Origin of the sequence: Pedobacter caeni (assembly GCF_900129215.1) — a bacterium.
GTDB classification, from domain to species: domain Bacteria; phylum Bacteroidota; class Bacteroidia; order Sphingobacteriales; family Sphingobacteriaceae; genus Pedobacter; species Pedobacter caeni.
Genome location: NZ_FQUQ01000002.1, coordinates 203,711 through 221,845, shown reverse-complemented (window position 1 = coordinate 221,845; position 18,135 = coordinate 203,711). Strand labels below are relative to the sequence as shown.

The following is an 18,135-nucleotide window of genomic DNA, read 5'->3' as shown; positions in this document are numbered from 1 at the left end:
TGAATATTTAATACAAAAATATACGCAAGCGCCCCCCAAAAGTGGCGCTTTTTTAATGAACCGATAAAAAACAAAACAACAATCTATAACCAAAATGAAATACTTTAATTCAAATACAGTGTTATACTTAGACGGCAAGTTCCAGAAAGCCGCCAACACAACCGCCGATATCTACGGGCAATCGCTCCATTATGGCTACGCTGTATTTGAAGGGATCAGGGCTTATCATACCCATAACGGAACCCGTGTATTTAAGATCAGGGAACATTTCGAAAGGTTAAAAAAATCTGCAGAACTGGTAAATATGCCCTTTCCATGGGACATCAACAACCTGATCAAACAAACCTATAAATTACTGGAATTAAACAATTTAAAGGACGCATACATTCGTCCATTGGTATATGCTGCGCCAAATATGTCGCTGGTAGCTGCAACCGATGTTTCGATCATGATCTGTGCATGGGAATGGGGAGCTTACCTTGGCAACCAACAACTAAAAGTTTGCATTTCCAGCTATGAACGCCCGAATCCGAAATCCACGCCTATTGAAGCAAAAGTAAGCGGCAACTATGTAAACTCCATCCTTGCCACTACTGAAGCAAAACGTAAAGGATTTGATGAGGCACTCTTATTAGATATGAACGGCAACATCGCCGAAGCTCCCGGAGCAAATATTTTCATCGAGAAAAACGGAAGATTATACACCCCTCCTCTTGGTAATATCCTGGCCGGAATCACCCGTGCGACAGTGATAGAACTATGCCGCATTCTGGATATAGAATTAATAGAAAAACACCTGACGGTAAACGATTTGAAACATGCAGACAGTGCTTTCTTCTGTGGAACAGCAACAGAAATTGCAGGGATTGCAACTATCGATGAATATCAATTCCCGGTAAGATGGAACGACAGTGTTGGTGCCACGATACAACGCACTTATAAATGTTTGGTATTAGAAAAACAAAACTACGAAGTAATCATATAATATGTCACAATCACCAGAATTAAACCGCTACAGTAAAGTATTCACGCAGGACCCAACCCAACCTGCAGCACAAGCCATGCTATATGGAATTGGTCTGACCAAGGAAGATATGGATAAAGCACAGGTCGGTGTTGCCAGTATGGGATACGATGGAAATACCTGCAACATGCACCTCAATGATTTAGCAAAAATTGTTAAAGATGGTGTCTGGGATAATGGAATGGTCGGTTTAACCTTCAGCACCATCGGCGTAAGCGATGGCATGTCAAACGGAACAGACGGAATGCGTTATTCACTGGTTTCCAGAGATGTAATTGCAGACTCTATTGAAACCATTTGCGGTGGACAATATTACGATGGCGTAATTGCTTTGCCAGGTTGTGATAAAAATATGCCGGGTTCTATCATGGCAATGGGACGCTTAAACCGTCCTTCAATCATGGTATACGGTGGCAGTATCCACTCCGGAAAATATAAAGGAAAATCATTGAATATCGTATCTGCTTTTGAAGCCCTGGGCGAGAAGTTGGCAGGCACCTTAAATGAAGAAGATTATCAGGGCATCATTCGCCACACTTGTCCGGGAGCCGGTGCTTGTGGTGGAATGTATACCGCAAATACCATGGCTTCGGCAATCGAAGCATTAGGCATGAGTTTGCCTTACAGTTCTTCTTATCCAGCATTGAGCGAGGAAAAAAGAAAAGAATGTTTAGATGCCGGTAAAGCAATCCGCGTGTTGTTGGAAAGAAACATCCTTCCTTCAGACATCATGACCGAAAAAGCATTCCATAATGCAATTGTAACAGTAATGGTTTTAGGTGGTTCGACCAATGCGGTACTCCACTTAATTGCCATGGCAAAATCAGTTGGATTAACCTTAAAATTAGCAGACTTCCAGGCGGTTAGCGACAGCACTCCGGTATTGGCCGATTTGAAACCAAGCGGACAATACTTAATGGAAGATGTTCATGAAATCGGTGGTGTTCCGGCGGTTTTAAAATACCTTTTGAAAGTAGGTTTAATTCATGGCGACTGCCTAACAGTAACCGGAAAAACACTTGCTGAAAATGTAGCTGAGGCAGCTGATCTGGATTTCGATGCACAGAAAGTAATCCTTCCGGTAACCAATCCGGTAAAAGCAACAGGCCATTTACAAATGTTATATGGCAACATCGCCGAAAAAGGTGCAGTAGCCAAAATCAGCGGTAAAGAAGGAGAAAGATTTGAAGGTCCGGCAAGGGTATTTGAAGGAGAAAAATCATTGATCGCCGGAATCCAGAGCGGAAAAGTAAAAAAAGGTGATGTGGTGGTGATCAGACAGGTAGGCCCTAAAGGCGCACCGGGAATGCCGGAAATGCTGAAACCAACCTCAGCCATTATTGGTGCAGGACTGGGCAAATCAGTAGCCCTGATCACAGACGGACGTTTCTCAGGAGGTACACATGGTTTTGTAGTTGGACACATCACTCCGGAAGCATGGGACGGCGGAAATATCGCTTTTGTACATGACAACGATACCATCATCATTGATGCGGTAAACAACACTTTACACCTGGACATTACTGAAGAAGAAATGGAAAAACGTAAAGCGGTTTGGAAACAGTTACCACCACCCGTCAAAGGCGGCGTCCTTTACAAGTACCTGAAACAGGTAAGCGATGCCAGTGAGGGTTGCGTTACCGATGCCTACACTCACTAATTAACCCGAAACCCCTATACCTAAAAATAAAACAATGAACACTGCACAAGAGGAAACAGCCACCTTAACGGAACCGAAGAAAACAGTAAATGTTTCTGGTTCTGTAGCTATATTGGAAGGATTAATAGCGGAAGGTACCGATACCATTTTTGGATATCCCGGTGGTGCCATCATGCCTATTTATGATGCGTTATACGATTACAAAGACAAGTTAAAACATATATTGGTTCGTCATGAGCAAGGCGGCACACATGCCGGCCAGGGCTATGCACGTTCTTCAGGCAAAGTTGGCGTGGTATTCGCCACCAGTGGTCCGGGTGCAACCAACCTGGTAACAGGATTGGCAGATGCCCAGATTGACAGTACCCCTATGGTTTGCATCACCGGTCAGGTTTACGCACACCTTTTAGGAACTGATGCTTTCCAGGAAACGGATGTAATTAACATTACTACTCCGGTAACGAAATGGAATTACCAGATCACTGATGCGACCGAAATCCCAGGTGTATTGGCGAAAGCTTTTTACATCGCCCGCAGCGGCCGGCCAGGTCCGGTATTGATCGACATCACCAAAAATGCACAATTGCAAATGTTCGATTACGAAGGTTATACTCCTTGCGACCATATCCGCAGTTACCGCCCGAAACCAAATGTCCGTAAGGAATATATTGAACAGGCAGCAGCATTGATCAATTCTGCCAAAAAACCTTTCATCCTCTTCGGACAAGGAGTTTCTTTAGGAAATGCAGAACAGGAGTTTAAAGCTTTTGTAGAAAAAACAGGAATTCCGGCTGCATGGACCATTATGGGTGCAGGTGCGATTCCTACAGATCACCCTTTAAATGTGGGAATGTTAGGAATGCATGGCAACTATGGCCCGAATGTACAAACCAATTCATGTGATGTAATGATCGCTATTGGCATGCGTTTCGACGACCGTGTAACGGGACGTTTAGATAAATATGCAAAACAGGCAAAAGTAATCCACCTGGATATTGACCCTGCAGAGATCGATAAAAACGTAAAAGCTGATGTTCCGGTATGGGGAGATTGTAAAGAAACACTACCGCTTTTAACTGCTCTGGTAGATCAGAAAGAACATAAAGAATGGTTGGCTGAATTCAGGGCCTTTGATAAAACAGAGCTGGAGACTGTCATTCATGATGAGTTAAATCCTCAAAGCGGAGAACTGACCATGGGTGAAGTGATCAACCAGTTAAATGAACTGACCAAAGGTGAGGCAATCATCGTAACCGACGTGGGCCAGCACCAGATGGTGGCTTGTCGTTATGCGAAGTTTAACCATACCAGAAGCAACATCACCAGTGGTGGATTAGGCACAATGGGCTTCGGCTTACCTGCTGCGATTGGCGCTAAATTCGGAGCACCAGACCGTACCGTAGTTGCGGTAATCGGTGATGGTGGTTTCCAGATGACGCTTCAGGAATTGGGTACGATCATGCAAAGTGGAATTGATGTGAAGATCATGATCCTGAACAACAGGTTCCTGGGCATGGTTCGCCAATGGCAGCAATTGTTTCATGAGAAACGCTACTCTTTTGTAGACATCACCAGTCCTGATTTCGTGAAACTTGCTGATTCTTACTATATCGCAGGCAAAAAGGTTTCTGAACGTGAAGACTTAGTCAGCTCATTGGAAGAAATGTTAAACCACAAAGGTTCTTACCTTTTAGAGGTAATGGTAGCCAAAGAACACAATGTATTCCCAATGGTTCCGCAAGGAAGCAGTGTAAGTGAAATCAGACTTAAATAATTAGCAGATCATGAGCAGTTCTCAAGAAATAAACGAAAAACAGGAATTTACGATAACGGTATACACAGAAAATCAAATCGGATTACTGAACCGTATTGCCATTATTTTTTCAAGAAGAAAAATCAATATAGAAAGCTTAAACACTTCTCCATCGGAGATTGAGCACATCCACCGCTTCAATATCGTGATTCACGAAACGGAAGAAGTGGTGCGCAAACTGGCCCGTCAGATTGAAAAACAGGTAGAAGTATTAAAAGTATACTTCAATACCAATGAGGATATCATCTGGCAGGAAATGGCGCTTTATAAAGTGCCTACAGACACGATCGCTGAGCTGGTATCGGTAGAACGTCTGCTTCGTGAAAACGGCGCAAGAGCGGTAGTGATCCGTAAAGATTATACGGTATTCGAAACTACCGGCCATAGGGAAGAAACAGATAAACTGATCGAAGTTTTACAACCTTACGGGCTGATCGAATTTGTCAGAAGTGCAAGGGTAGCGATCATCAAGGACAGCGATGGCTTTAACCGCAAACTAAGAGAGTTTGAGCGTAGAGAACCAGGACAGGATGTGATCGAAAACGAATTCCTTGACAAAGAGAAAAACGTATTCAGCATGTAATTTTCAAGAGCCGGATGCGCTCAGCAAAACAAGAACAAATAAATATTAAAGAATTAGAACCTATAAATAACCATTAAAAACGATGTCAAACTATTTTAACACACTACCTCTTAGAGAAAAATTAAACCAATTGGGTGTATGCGATTTCATGGACAGCTCAGAATTTCTTGACGGCGTAAATGCCCTTAAAGGAAAAAAACTGGTGATCATTGGTTGCGGTGCTCAGGGATTGAACCAGGGTTTAAATTTAAGAGATAGCGGTTTAGATGTTTCTTATACCTTGCGTAAAGAAGCAATTGAAGGTAAAAGAGATTCCTGGAAAAATGCGACAGAGAATAACTTTACAGTAGGTACTTACGAAGAATTGATCCCTACAGCTGATGTATTGATCAACCTGACTCCTGATAAACAACATACTTCAGTAGTTACTGCAGTAATGCCTTTAATGAAAAAAGGAGCGACTTTATCTTACTCACATGGTTTCAACATTGTGGAAGAAGGCATGCAGGTCCGTAAAGACATTACCGTAATCATGGTGGCTCCTAAATGCCCGGGTAGTGAAGTAAGAGCAGAATATGTACGTGGTTTTGGTGTACCTACTTTAATCGCGGTTCACCCTGAAAACGATCCTGAAGGAAAAGGTCTGGATCAGGCTAAAGCCTATTGTGTAGGAACAGGTGGCCACAAAGCGGGTGTATTAAAATCATCTTTTGTAGCGGAAGTAAAATCAGATTTAATGGGCGAGCAAACGATCCTTTGCGGATTGTTGCAAACAGGCTCTATCCTTTCATTTGATAAAATGATTGAAAAAGGAATTGATGCAGGTTACGCTTCTAAATTGGTTCAATACGGTGTGGAAGTGATCACTGAAGCCTTAAAACAAGGTGGTATCACTGCGATGATGGACAGATTGAGCAACGTCGCTAAAATCAAAGCGTTTGAGGTTTCTGAAGAATTGAAAACGATCATGCGTCCTTTATTCCAAAAACATCAGGATGACATCATGAGCGGTGAGTTCAGCCGTGTAATGATGGAAGACTGGGCTGCTGGTGATAAAAACTTATTGTCATGGCGCGCTGCAACAGGCGAAACTGCTTTCGAAAAAACTCCTGCCGGTAACGTTAAAATCGGCGAACAGGAATATTTCGACAATGCATTGCTAATGGTTGCTTTTGTAAGAGCAGGTGTGGAATTGGCTTTCGAAACGATGGTAGAGGCTGGAATTAAACCAGAGTCTGCTTACTACGAGTCATTACACGAAACTCCACTGATTGCAAACACAATTGCCCGTAAAAAATTATTCGAAATGAACAGGGTGATTTCTGATACTGCAGAATATGGTTGTTACTTATTTGACCACGCTTGTAAACCACTACTGGCAGATTTCATGACTAAAGTTGATACTGACCTGATCGGTAAAAACTTCAACGATGGTAAAGATGGTGCTGTGGATAACAGAGCATTGATCGCCGTAAATGAAGTGATCCGTTCACATCAGGTGGAAGTTGTAGGCGCTGAACTAAGAAAAGCGATGACTGCAATGAAATCTATTAAAACTGCCTAATCATAAAATTAAAGGATTCAGGTTTTAAAGATCTGAATCCTTTACAAAGCAATAAAAAATGTCAAAAACATTAGTAGAAAAAATTTGGGATGCCCATGTGGTAAAGAGTGAAGTCGGATTTCCGGATATTTTATATATCGATACGCACTTAATACATGAGGTGACCTCCCCTCAGGCTTTCGATGGTCTACGCAAAAGAGGCTTGCCTGTTTTCCGTCCACAGCAAACTGTGGCTACGGCAGATCATAATGTGCCTACCTTAAATCAGCTGCAACCCATTAAAGAAGAACTTTCCCGTTACCAGGTAGACATGTTAACCAAAAACTGTGCAGAATTTGGCATTGAGCTATATGGTTTAGGTCATCCTTTCCAGGGAATTGTACATGTGATCGGTCCGGAGTTAGGGATTACCTTACCAGGAAAAACGATGGTGTGCGGAGATAGTCATACTTCAACACATGGCGCTTTTGGTGCCATTGCATTCGGTATCGGCACTTCTCAGGTGGAGCAGGTTTTTGCCACGCAATGTTTGTTGCAGCAGAAACCAAAAACCATGAAAATTGAGGTGAATGGTGCCCTTGGACAAGGCGTCACTGCTAAAGACATTATTCTATACATCATCTCTAAAATATCTGCTGCCGGTGGTACAGGTTATTTTATTGAATATGCAGGTTCTACCATTGAGGCTTTAAGTATGGAAGCGAGAATGACGATCTGTAATATGAGCATTGAAATGGGTGCCAGAGGCGGATTAATTGCCCCTGACCAGATTACTTTCGACTACATTAAAGGAAGAGAGTTTGCACCTGCAGGTGAAGAGTGGGACAAATCACTGGCCTACTGGAAAACATTATACAGCGATGCTGATGCCACATTCGACAGCGTTTTAACTTTCGATGCAGCAGACATCAGCCCAATGATCACTTACGGAACAAATCCGGGAATGGGAATGGGAATCGCAGAACATATTCCTTCTACTGCCAGTCAGGTTGCTTCGGAGCAGGCTTCTTTCCAGAAAGCATTGGATTATATGGGCATCGAGCAGGATACTGAATTGGTAGGTAAAGCTATTGATTACGTATTTATCGGCAGCTGTACCAATTCCAGAATGGAAGATTTACGTGAAGTGGCGGAGTTTGTAAAAGGCCGTCAGAAAGCAGAAAATGTAACGGTATGGATCGTACCTGGTTCCAAACAAATCGAACAACAGGCAATTGCCGAAGGATTGGATAAAATCTTTGAAGCTGCAGGATTCCAGTTGCGCGAGCCTGGATGCAGTGCTTGTTTAGGAATGAACGAAGATAAGATCCCTGCAGGAAAATACTGTGTTTCTACTTCCAACAGAAACTTCGAAGGAAGACAAGGACCGGATTCCCGCACCTTCTTAGCCAGTCCGCTTACCGCAGCTGCTGCTGCAATTACCGGAAGGGTTACGGATGTAAGAACTTTATTGAACGAACCTGCACACGCTTAAATAGAAGTACAATGAAACCATCATGATCTTACAGATTACAAAACAATCAAAAACAAGATCATGATAGCTTCATAACCACTAAAAAGCAAATAATAAACAAATGAAAAAATTTGAAAAATTGACCTCGGCGATTGTGCCTTTAAATATAGAGAACATTGATACCGACCAGATCATTCCTGCCAGGTTTCTAAAGGCAACCACGCGTGAAGGTTTCGGTGAAAACTTATTCCGTGACTGGCGTTATAATGGTGACAATACCCTAAAAACAGATTTCGTGTTAAACAACCCTGCTTTTAAAGGCAGAATTCTGGTTGCAGGAAAGAACTTTGGTTGCGGTAGTAGTCGCGAGCACGCCGCATGGGCCATTCAGGATGCAGGTTTTGATGTAGTAATCAGCAGTTTCTTTGCAGACATTTTTAAAGGAAATGCATTGAACAATGGTTTATTACCTATTCAGGTAAGCGATGAGTTCTTAGCAGAGATCTTTAGCACAGTAGGGAAAGACAATTCGGCACAATTAGATGTGGATTTGGAAACACAAACAGTAACGAATGTAGTGACCGGATCTAAAACTGATTTCGAGATTAATCCTTATAAAAAATCCTGCCTGATCAATGGTTATGATGACATCGATTTCATCTTAAACCAAAAACAATTAGTTGAAGAATTTGAACAAAACAGATAATGTCACAACCCGTCGTCCATATCGCCCACTTTAATCTAAAGTACCACCAACAACTGGTGTTACAGGATTTGAGCTGGGCAATAAACCGCAATGACAACTGGTTGTTGTGTGGATCGAGTGGCACTGGAAAAACCTCGTTGGCCAAAGCAATTGCTGGCCTGATCCCGGTTCATGACGGGGATATTAAGATCAGTTTCGATCCGGAAAGCGCATTACCGGCAACGGTACATTATGTAGCCAACTGGTACCAGTTTAAAGACCTTGAAGGCGCTTCAAACTTCTACTATCAGCAACGTTACAACAGCTCGGTAACTGTGACTACCGCTACGGTAATCGCCGAATTGGAAATTTATGGTAAAGAATACCAGCTTCAATTTGATGAACTTGAGCGGATCTTAGCCGCTTTAGGTTTTTCAGCATTAAAAAATTCTCCACTGATCCAGTTGTCCAGCGGAGAACATAAAAAATTACAATTGGTAAAAGCCTTATGGTTAAAACCTCAATTGTTAATATTAGACCAACCCTATAATGGACTGGATACCCTTTCCCGCAAAAACCTAAATGGCTTGCTGGAAGAAATCTCTGCAGCCGGAACACAGTTGATTTTAATCAGCAATGAGACAGAATTACCAGCTGTGATCAATCGCTTTGCAGAGATCAGAGAAGGTGTGTTGACAGAAATCTCCTTTGAAGACCGGACTGTGGATCTTGTAGAAGAAATCCTTAAACCTGTTCCTGAATTTTTAAATAATGCCTCGGTTTCCACAACCTCAGATCACATCATCAAAATGATCGATGTCAATATCAGTTACAGTGGAAAACAAGTATTGAAAAACATCAACTGGGAAGTAAATTCCGGAGAGAAATGGCTTTTACAAGGCTATAACGGCTCGGGAAAATCAACTTTGTTGAGTTTAATTGCAGGTGACCATCCTCAGGCTTATACCAATAATTTTTACCTGTTCGGTAATAAAAGAGGAACAGGCGAAAGCATCTGGGAGATCAAGGAACGCATAGGCCTGATCTCACCCGAACTACACTGGTATTTTGACGCTTCTGCTACGGTATGGCAAAGCATTGCTTCCGGATTTTATGACAGCTCAGGCTTGTTCTGCAATCCGGGTGCCACCAAACATAAGCAGGTAGACGAACTGATCAGTTATTTCGGATTAACGGAATATAAAAACAGGTTGATGAATGAGCTTCCTTTGGGCAAGCAAAGGTTAACCTTACTGGCCCGGACCATTATCAAAAATCCGGAAATATTAATACTTGATGAACCATGCCAGGGCCTGGATCAGCAACAAACACAACATTTTAACAAGCTGGTGGATGAATTGTGTAAAAATGGGACAACCTTAATTTATGTTGGCCATTTTGAATCTCAACTACCAGACTGTTTAGAGAAAAGAATTTTATTAGAAAACGGAGAAGTAAAATCCGTAGAACCGATGTTACAAAGTATCTAGAACTATGAAGAAAAATATATTAGTTATTCCCGGCGACGGAATCGGACCTGAGGTGACCACCTGGGGTAAAGCAGTATTGGAAGAAATCGCAAAAGGTTTCGGACATGATTTCAGTTATGATGAGGCACTGATGGGCCACGCTGCAATTGAAGCAACAGGCAATCCACTACCCGATGAAACGCTCGAGAAAGCTAAAAAAAGTGATGCCATTCTTTTTGGTGCAGTTGGTCATGCGAAGTACGACAATGACCCTTCATTAAAAGTACGTCCTGAGCAGGGATTACTTAAAATCCGTAAGGAACTTGGTTTATATGCCAACCTCCGCCCTATTTTATTGTTCGACGAATTGTTAAATGCTTCGAGCATTAAACCTGCGATATTAAAAGGTACTGATATCCTGTTTTTCAGAGAGCTGACAGGTGATGTTTACTTCGGAGAGAAAACCCGTTCTGAAGATAGAAACACCGCTTCTGATTTAATGATCTACCACCGCTATGAGGTAGAAAGAATTGCCCGTAAAGCATTCGAAGCTGCCATGCAACGTAGAAAAAGATTGTGTTCTGTAGATAAAGCAAACGTATTGGAAAGCTCCAGATTATGGAGAGAAACGGTACAACAGATCGCTAAAGAATACCCTGAAGTACAAACGGAACACATGTTCATTGACAATGCAGCCATGCAGCTGATCAAAGATCCTAAACAGTTTGACGTGGTATTAACGGCAAACCTTTTTGGCGATATCCTTACCGATGAGGCTTCACAGATTGCAGGTTCTATGGGGATGCTGGCTTCAGCTTCTGTAGGCGAAAGCACAGGCTTCTTTGAACCGATTCACGGCTCTGCCCATGACATCACCGGAAAAAACCTGGCTAACCCGCTGGCTTCTATCCTGTCGGTATCCCTGATGCTGGAAATCGGCTTCGGACTGAAAGATGAAGCTAAGATCATCATCGATGCAGTAGATCAGGTGCTGAAAGAAGGTTTCAGAACAAATGACATTGCCGACGATACGACCAACCCTTACAAAGTTCTTGGAACTAAAGAAATGGGACAATTGGTCTTGAAATATATTACACAGAAAACTAATCCCTAATCTCCCAGAATTATGTTACACGATCCTAATAGAGTCTATGTGTTTGACACCACCTTACGTGATGGTGAGCAAGTACCGGGTTGCCAGTTGGCGACTCCAGAAAAAATTGAAATTGCAAAAGCACTGGAAGCGCTTGGAGTGGATGTAATCGAGGCCGGCTTTCCCATTTCCAGCCCTGGTGATTTTCAAAGTGTAGTAGAGCTGTCTAAAGCAGTACGTGAACCGATTATCTGTGCCTTAACCCGTGCCAACAGAAAAGATATTGATTCGGCCGTTGCCGCTTTACAATATGCCAAAAGACCAAGAATCCATACCGGAATTGGTTCTTCTGACATGCACATCAAATATAAATTCAACAGCACCAGAGAAGATATTCTTCAAAGAGCAGTTGAAGCGGTAAAATATGCGAAACAGTTTGTGGAGGATATTGAGTTCTTTGCAGAAGACGCAGGTCGGGCAGACAATGTGTTTTTAGCACAAATGATCGAAGCCGTCATTGCTGCCGGAGCTACAGTGGTAAACATTCCGGATACAAATGGATATTGCCTTCCGGATCAGTATGGTGCAAAGATCCTTTATCTGAAAGAAAACGTTAAAAATATAGATCAGGCAATTATCTCTGTACACTGCCATAATGATTTGGGTCTCGCAACGGCTAATAGCCTTGCAGGATTGATCAACGGTGCCCGCCAGGTAGAATGTACCATCAACGGAATTGGCGAGCGTGCAGGGAACACAGCGCTGGAAGAAGTGACCATGGTTTTAAAGACACACCATGCACTGAATTTGAAAACCAATATCAACAGCAAACATTTCACAGAGATCAGCTCAATGGTGAGCCGCATGATGCACATGCCGGTACAACCGAATAAAGCAATTATTGGCCAGAATGCATTTGCACACAGTTCTGGTATTCATCAGGATGGATTTTTGAAACATAGAGAAAACTATGAGATCATCAATCCGGAAGATGTGGGCCTAAATTCAGCAGATATCATTTTAACTGCACGTAGTGGCCGTCATGCCTTAAAGCATCACTTAGAGCGCTTGGGTTATGAGATCGACAGATTAAACCTGGATCAGGTATATGAACGCTTCCTGATTATGGCTGATGAAAAGAAAACGATCGGTGACGATGATATTCTTTATCTGATGAGCGATACAGAAGAAGGTGCGGTAAAAAACGGTTACAAACTGAACCTGTTACAGGTACTTTGTGGTGATCCTTTGAGCCCTACGGCCAGCATCAGATTAGAATATGATGGCGTAGAGACAGAAGCGATGGCTACCGGAAACGGACCGGTAAATGCAACGATCAAAGCGATTCAGCATATTGTTGGAAAAGACATCCTTTTAAAGGAGTTTACCATCCAGGCCATGCATGGCGGAAGTGACGATGTGAGTAAAGTAAACATGAAGGTTTCTTATGAAGGGAAATCTTATGTAGGCTATGGTTTTAGTACAGATATCGTAAAGGCTTCGGCCAATGCCTATCTGGATGCAATGAATAAATTTATCTAAGATGAGTGTAGAAAAAGAAGTTGTACTGGATTTTCTGGCGGCAGCAGAACGATTGAAAGGTACGGTAAAACGTACCCCTTTGGAATATAATGCAGGACTTTCTAAAACATACCAGGCAAATATTTATCTGAAAAGAGAAGATCTGCAATTGGTACGCTCCTATAAATTAAGAGGTGCTTACAACATGATCAGCACACTGGAGCCAGAGCAAATGGCACAGGGTGTGGTCTGTGCAAGCGCAGGAAATCATGCACAGGGTGTCGCACATTCCTGTAAAAAACTGAACATCAAAGGGGTTATTTTTATGCCGGAAATTACCCCCAGGCAAAAGGTGAAACAAACAGAAATGTTTGGTGGAGACCATATTGAAATTGTACTGGTAGGTGATACTTTTGACGATTGTTTAAAAGAAGCACTGGCCTATACCGCAGCAAACGGAATGACCTTCATCCCTCCTTTTGATAACACAAAAGTGATTGAAGGACAGGGAACAGTTGGAGTGGAAATCTTTGAAGACCTGCCTGAACTGGATATGGTGATCATGCCTATTGGTGGTGGCGGACTTGCTTCTGGTGTGGGCAGTTACTTAAGAAACCTGAAACCAGGGATTGAGCTGATTGGGGTAGAACCCGAAGGTGCTCCTTCCATGAAACAGGCCCTGAACAGTGGTGCTCCTGTCCTACTGGGCGACATCGATCGTTTTGTAGATGGTGCAGCAGTGAAAAGAGTGGGTAACCTCACTTTTGAATATTGCAGGGAGCTCCTGGATCAGATGTTATTGATCCCTGAAGGGAAAATCTGTACGACGATCCTCAAACTCTATAATGAAGATGCCATTGTAGTAGAACCAGCAGGTGCTTTAGCAGTAGCTTCTTTAGATCAGATCAAAGATCAGATCATAGGAAAAACAGTGGTTTGTATTGTGAGTGGTGGCAACAATGACATTGAAAGAATGCAGGAGATCAAAGAGAAATCTTTACTCTTTGAAGGATTGAAACATTATTTCATTGTCCGCTTTCCACAAAGACCGGGTGCACTAAAATTATTTGTGAATAATGTATTAGGTCCTCAGGACGATATTACCCGTTTTGAATTTATTAAAAAAACCAATAGGGAAAATGGTCCTGCGCTGGTAGGTATTGAGTTGGCAAAACCAACGGATTATGAATCCTTGTTACAAAGAATGAAAGAGTTTAAATTTGAGATCATTGAACTGAATAATGATCAGACACTTTTCGAATATCTGGTATAACAACAATAGATATAATCACCCTAAGGCTGTATCATAAATTTATGATACAGCCTTTTTTTGTATTTGAAGTTTTTTTAATCAGAGATCAAACTTTTTGGAGTATATATACGTCCCTCCTGTAAGCAGTTTTTTATCCTTAAGAGATTTTACTCTAAAGTAGGTAGGTTGGTCTGCCCATTGCGTGGCGTTAGGCAGATTATTTTTAGCAATATTAAGGAAATTCGCCAGGCTTTCGACCCCAGTGCTACCAATTGAGAAAAGATTGCCTAAACTATAATAAGCTCGTATAGTTGAAGTATTCACAATTTTTTTCTGCAGCTCAGTCATGGAAGTGGTGTCTTTTAAGGCTGCATTTAACGCTCCTTTTATCTGATCGTTAGAATAGAGATCCGACTCCATAGCGAACAAGCCATAACGGCCAAAAGTTACTTCAGACATATAAGCTGGCGTGTTATCGGCAAACAAGGACGGATCTATTTCTTTATCGTACAGCTTCCAGTCGGGGGCACTGTCATCCAGGAGAGCAGTGTAACTATCCTGCCGGTAAAAAAGATAAACACCAGATAGGAAGCCAATAGATTGATTATCCGGAATAAGATTATGAATGCTTTTTATCTCTTTAGACTCCATATTATACCTCAATCCGTATTTGTAATTGTTAAACAAAACTTCATTTTTAATATCCTCATACTTATTAAAAGTGGATATGGTATATTTTATCTCCCCTTTTTTCTTACTTAGCTCTTTACTTCCCCCTACAGATTCACGTGCCTCGGCTATTTGGACGCGCATACTGCTTAAGGCGAGCCTGGATATTGTTGTTTTATTTAAGATCTCTCCATTCCCACCTTTGATTATTACAATCTGATTCTCATTTTGAGGGATTTTTGGATTGAAGTAATTCAGTTGATTTTTTTCAAGAAGTTCACGGCCATTAATAGAGAATCCGTAATAATAATCTCCTGAAGAGGAATCATTTAAAATACCAAATTCAGCTGCTCCAGAAGCAGTATTTTCATAATTAAAAATTACAGATGTGCTGTCCTTGCTTAGCTCAAAAGACGTTATTTTGAAATTCTGCTCAACCAGAGATTGCTTTATTGAGTCTATTTTTTTGCTGATTATGAGCTTTTTTTTATCCTCAGCGGACCCCACAAACGGCGGATCAGGCCGGACATCCGGAGCCTTTTTACATCCATTAAAAAAAACGGAAACCAATACCGCTGAGATATAACACAATTTAACAAACTTTCTATGCTGCATAACGCTAAGGGGGATAATTTTACACCATGTACTTTTCTAATCAGACACCATATCCTACAATTCGTTACAAAATAAAGGCGAAATTTATTATTTAATTACAATAATTCACACAAAAAAAGAATATAACCGATATGATTTTCTATTATATGATATAATTATACAAATATTTTTCCAGAATGTATGTTTACTAAACATCAGAAAATAAACACCACTCCTTATAGAAATTATAATGAATCTGGCGCAGATGGGCATAGTTTTCTTTAATTTTATCCTTCATTAGCGTTTCAACAAGAAAAGCTTTGGAATAACATGGAACAACAGCACTTGATCAATGAGGACATACTTCTGGAAAAATTTCCAGGTAAGGGAGGCTGGACCTTTGCACGTCTTCCGGGTATATCAAAAGATAAACACAGACCTTTCGGAACCAGGAAAGTAAAAGGTTTCATTGATAGTTATGAAGTAAAAGATACTGCGCTGATGCCGATGAAAGAAATGTTATTCATTACCGTAAGGGCAGAAATACGCAAGCAAATTGGTAAACAGGCAGGGGATTATGTACGCATCGTATTATATGATGACGGTGATCCTGTTTCTGAGATCGTTCCTGAAGATTTTATCGAATGTTTAAAAGATGAACCGGCTGCCTGGGCTTCTTTTCAGAAACTGAGCAAGACGCGACAAGAAGAATGTTTTCAATGGTTAATGGAATCTCCGGTTGTTCAGACCAGAGTCCAGCGCATGGCAGATGCCATTACCAATTTAGCTTCAGGATTGCCTTTTCATGCGACAAAAAGATAATATCCTGAAAATATAAAAAAGGCATAAGGTCCGGACTCCTTATGCCTTCTGACATTTAGTGTTTTCTATCTGTTACCTCAATCCCTTTTTTTCCAGATACCGGATCAGTTCGGCAGGTCGGTCTGTTTGCATTACATTCGCTCCATGAGCAATTACCCAACCCCAATGTGCGTCTGCATCATCCATTGCATTTTCATCATCATGACCCGCACACAGTTCCGGCCATAGGGTATTTACCCATACTGTAACTTTCTTTTCCTGCATGAGTTTTATCGCTTCTAATACCGGCGAATCTTCGGCATTGTAAATCACTTCAAACGCAATGGGTTTAAATTCCTTGATGTACTCTTTGGTAAAAGTAACCGGTCCCTCAGTCTCTGCAGCCTTATAGATATTATAATTAACAGGCCAAACCATCGGCATGTAGATAATGCTGTCGGCCAGTTTACCTATTGCAGAACGAAGCTCCTTAAAAGACCTGTTTCCCTTAAAAATCGCCTGATTCACCGTATTTGTTTCTTTCAGAATCCGGTAAGTTTCCGGGATATAGTCCCAGGCTTTATCCAGGTTTACAAGAACAGGTTTTCCTTTTACAGCGAGCATCATTTCTTTCAGGGTAGCCATGTGATACCTGGTAGGCATTCCGGCACCGTTTCTCAGCTTTACCTTTCTAATTGAATCTAATAATAGCTCGCTCACCTTTCCTTTTCCTGTAGTGGTCCTGTCGATCGTTTTATCATGTATAATGACCAACTCACTATCCTTTGTCTTTTGCACATCAATCTCTACAATGTCGACACCCATTGCGATGGCATATTCAACCGCTTTAATGGAATTTTCAGGAGCATTTCTCCAGTCTCCCCGATGGGCAACCACCAAAATATGATCGTTTGAAGGATGCTTGAACTTCGTTAATATACTTTCCGCAGTTTTAGGTGCATGCTGACCAAAAGCATAACTGAGTGAAAGCAACAGCATAGTTAATACTGCTACCTTAAATTTTATAAATCTTTTCATATACGCTAGTTAATTATTGATGTTGACCATTCTTTTTTAAAAACCGCAGCAATTCCTGAGGCCGGTCGGTCTGAATGATATTGACTTTTTTATCTAAGAACCATTGATAAACATTTTGATTTTCCAGTACCAGGTCATCATTATGGCCAGCATTATGCTGTGGCCATAATGAGTTTACCCAAACATGATATCCTTGTTTCCTCAATGCTCCAAAGTCTATCAGATGATCTTCATTTTCTCCGACAGTAAACTCAAAGCCAAAGGGTTTATAATTCTTTGTAAAATCCAGAACTGCTTCCATTCCTTCTCCTTTATGTAACCGGATAATTGGCATATAATAGATGGAATCTAATACAGCTCCCAGCTTTCCCCTGGTCTGTTGGTAATTTTGAGCCCCTTTAAACAAAACCTGATCGGTCATCTTCCTTGCTTTGACCATTGGATACACCATTTTGATATAATCAAATCCTTTATCCAGGTTAAGCATTGCCTGATCTTTAGCAAGATCCAATGCCTGTTCCAGTGTTGGTATTGGCATCTGTGTAGGAACCCCAAGGCCATCTTTCAGGTAGAAAGCTTTCAATTCCGTATAGGTAAAATCACCAGGACGGCCTTTACCAGTCGTTGTCCGATCAATGGTACTATCGTGCATCAGAATCAAAACACTGTCTTTAGTCATTGCCAGATCTATTTCCACCATGTCTACTCCCATTGCTATGGCTTTACGAATTGCCCAAAGAGAATTCTCAGGTGCATTCCGCCAATCCCCACGATGAGAAACGACCATTACTCCCTTTCGTTCTCTACTTAAAGTCTGTTTTCCTGCCGACGTTTTTTTTACCATACAGCTGCTGAACAACACAACCGGCAGGATAAAAATTAGTAAACTCTTTTTCATCTTGATTGATTTCAGGTC

Annotated in this window: 15 protein-coding genes; 12 read left to right on the top strand and 3 right to left on the bottom strand. The window is 41.6% G+C overall.

The genetic code is table 11. The features are described from left to right. Positions 1 to 94 precede the first annotated feature (94 nt). The 11 genes from BUC20_RS08305 (at position 95) to ilvA (ending at position 14,138) form a co-directional block, all read left to right on the top strand. A complete protein-coding gene (locus BUC20_RS08305; RefSeq protein ID WP_073229913.1) occupies positions 95 to 985 on the top strand; it encodes a branched-chain amino acid transaminase in 891 nt (296 codons plus the stop codon). Between the two features lies 1 nt (position 986). Next, positions 987 to 2,684 carry a dihydroxy-acid dehydratase gene (gene ilvD, locus BUC20_RS08300; RefSeq protein WP_073229911.1) on the top strand — a complete coding sequence of 566 codons (1,698 nt, stop codon included), beginning with the start codon at positions 987 to 989 and terminating at the stop codon, positions 2,682 to 2,684. A 34-nt stretch (positions 2,685 to 2,718) separates the two neighbouring features. Next, positions 2,719 to 4,458 (top strand): biosynthetic-type acetolactate synthase large subunit, encoded by a 1,740-nt coding sequence (ilvB, locus tag BUC20_RS08295; RefSeq protein WP_073229910.1) that lies wholly within the window; start codon positions 2,719 to 2,721, stop codon positions 4,456 to 4,458. Between the two features lie 10 nt (positions 4,459 to 4,468). Next, positions 4,469 to 5,080 carry an acetolactate synthase small subunit gene (gene ilvN / locus BUC20_RS08290; RefSeq protein WP_073229909.1) on the top strand — a complete coding sequence of 204 codons (612 nt, stop codon included), beginning with the start codon at positions 4,469 to 4,471 and terminating at the stop codon, positions 5,078 to 5,080. 82 nt (positions 5,081 to 5,162) lie between these two features. Next, positions 5,163 to 6,644 (top strand): ketol-acid reductoisomerase, encoded by a 1,482-nt coding sequence (gene ilvC / locus BUC20_RS08285; protein ID WP_073229908.1) that lies wholly within the window; start codon positions 5,163 to 5,165, stop codon positions 6,642 to 6,644. A 58-nt stretch (positions 6,645 to 6,702) separates the two neighbouring features. Next, positions 6,703 to 8,118 carry a 3-isopropylmalate dehydratase large subunit gene (gene leuC, locus BUC20_RS08280; protein ID WP_073229907.1) on the top strand — a complete coding sequence of 472 codons (1,416 nt, stop codon included), beginning with the start codon at positions 6,703 to 6,705 and terminating at the stop codon, positions 8,116 to 8,118. A gap of 100 nt (positions 8,119 to 8,218) precedes the next feature. Beyond that, positions 8,219 to 8,803, top strand: a complete 585-nt coding sequence (leuD, locus tag BUC20_RS08275) for a 3-isopropylmalate dehydratase small subunit (RefSeq protein ID WP_073229906.1) — start codon at positions 8,219 to 8,221, stop codon at positions 8,801 to 8,803. Further along, the gene (locus tag BUC20_RS08270) at positions 8,803 to 10,272 is read left to right on the top strand and encodes an ATP-binding cassette domain-containing protein (protein WP_200800911.1); all 1,470 of its coding nucleotides are present in this window, start codon (positions 8,803 to 8,805) and stop codon (positions 10,270 to 10,272) included. The genes leuD and BUC20_RS08270 overlap by 1 nt, the downstream gene beginning before the upstream one ends. Before the next feature lie 4 nt (positions 10,273 to 10,276). Then, positions 10,277 to 11,365, top strand: a complete 1,089-nt coding sequence (leuB, locus tag BUC20_RS08265; RefSeq protein ID WP_073229904.1) for a 3-isopropylmalate dehydrogenase — start codon at positions 10,277 to 10,279, stop codon at positions 11,363 to 11,365. Positions 11,366 to 11,377: 12 nt separating this feature from the next. Beyond that, complete coding sequence (locus BUC20_RS08260; RefSeq protein WP_073229903.1) at positions 11,378 to 12,886, top strand: 2-isopropylmalate synthase; 1,509 nt, start codon at positions 11,378 to 11,380, stop codon at positions 12,884 to 12,886. A 1-nt stretch (position 12,887) separates the two neighbouring features. Beyond that, positions 12,888 to 14,138, top strand: coding sequence for a threonine ammonia-lyase IlvA (ilvA, locus tag BUC20_RS08255; RefSeq protein ID WP_073229902.1), 1,251 nt, complete (start codon positions 12,888 to 12,890; stop codon positions 14,136 to 14,138). Positions 14,139 to 14,216: 78 nt separating this feature from the next. On the opposite strand, the gene BUC20_RS08250 is transcribed toward ilvA, so the two are convergent. Next, entirely contained in the window at positions 14,217 to 15,356 is a 1,140-nt protein-coding gene (locus BUC20_RS08250; protein WP_143166746.1) for a hypothetical protein, read from the bottom strand. Positions 15,357 to 15,710: 354 nt separating this feature from the next. Between BUC20_RS08250 and BUC20_RS08245 the strand changes: the two genes are divergently transcribed. Then, entirely contained in the window at positions 15,711 to 16,202 is a 492-nt protein-coding gene (locus BUC20_RS08245; protein WP_073229900.1) for a YdeI/OmpD-associated family protein, read from the top strand. Positions 16,203 to 16,274: 72 nt separating this feature from the next. Here the strand turns inward: BUC20_RS08245 and BUC20_RS08240 are convergent, their stop codons facing one another. Then, a complete protein-coding gene (locus tag BUC20_RS08240; RefSeq protein WP_073229899.1) occupies positions 16,275 to 17,219 on the bottom strand; it encodes a glycerophosphodiester phosphodiesterase family protein in 945 nt (314 codons plus the stop codon). Positions 17,220 to 17,232: 13 nt separating this feature from the next. Further along, positions 17,233 to 18,117: a glycerophosphodiester phosphodiesterase family protein gene (locus BUC20_RS08235; RefSeq protein WP_073229898.1), complete on the bottom strand. Its 885-nt coding sequence runs from the start codon at positions 18,115 to 18,117 to the stop codon at positions 17,233 to 17,235. Positions 18,118 to 18,135: the final 18 nt, after the last annotated feature.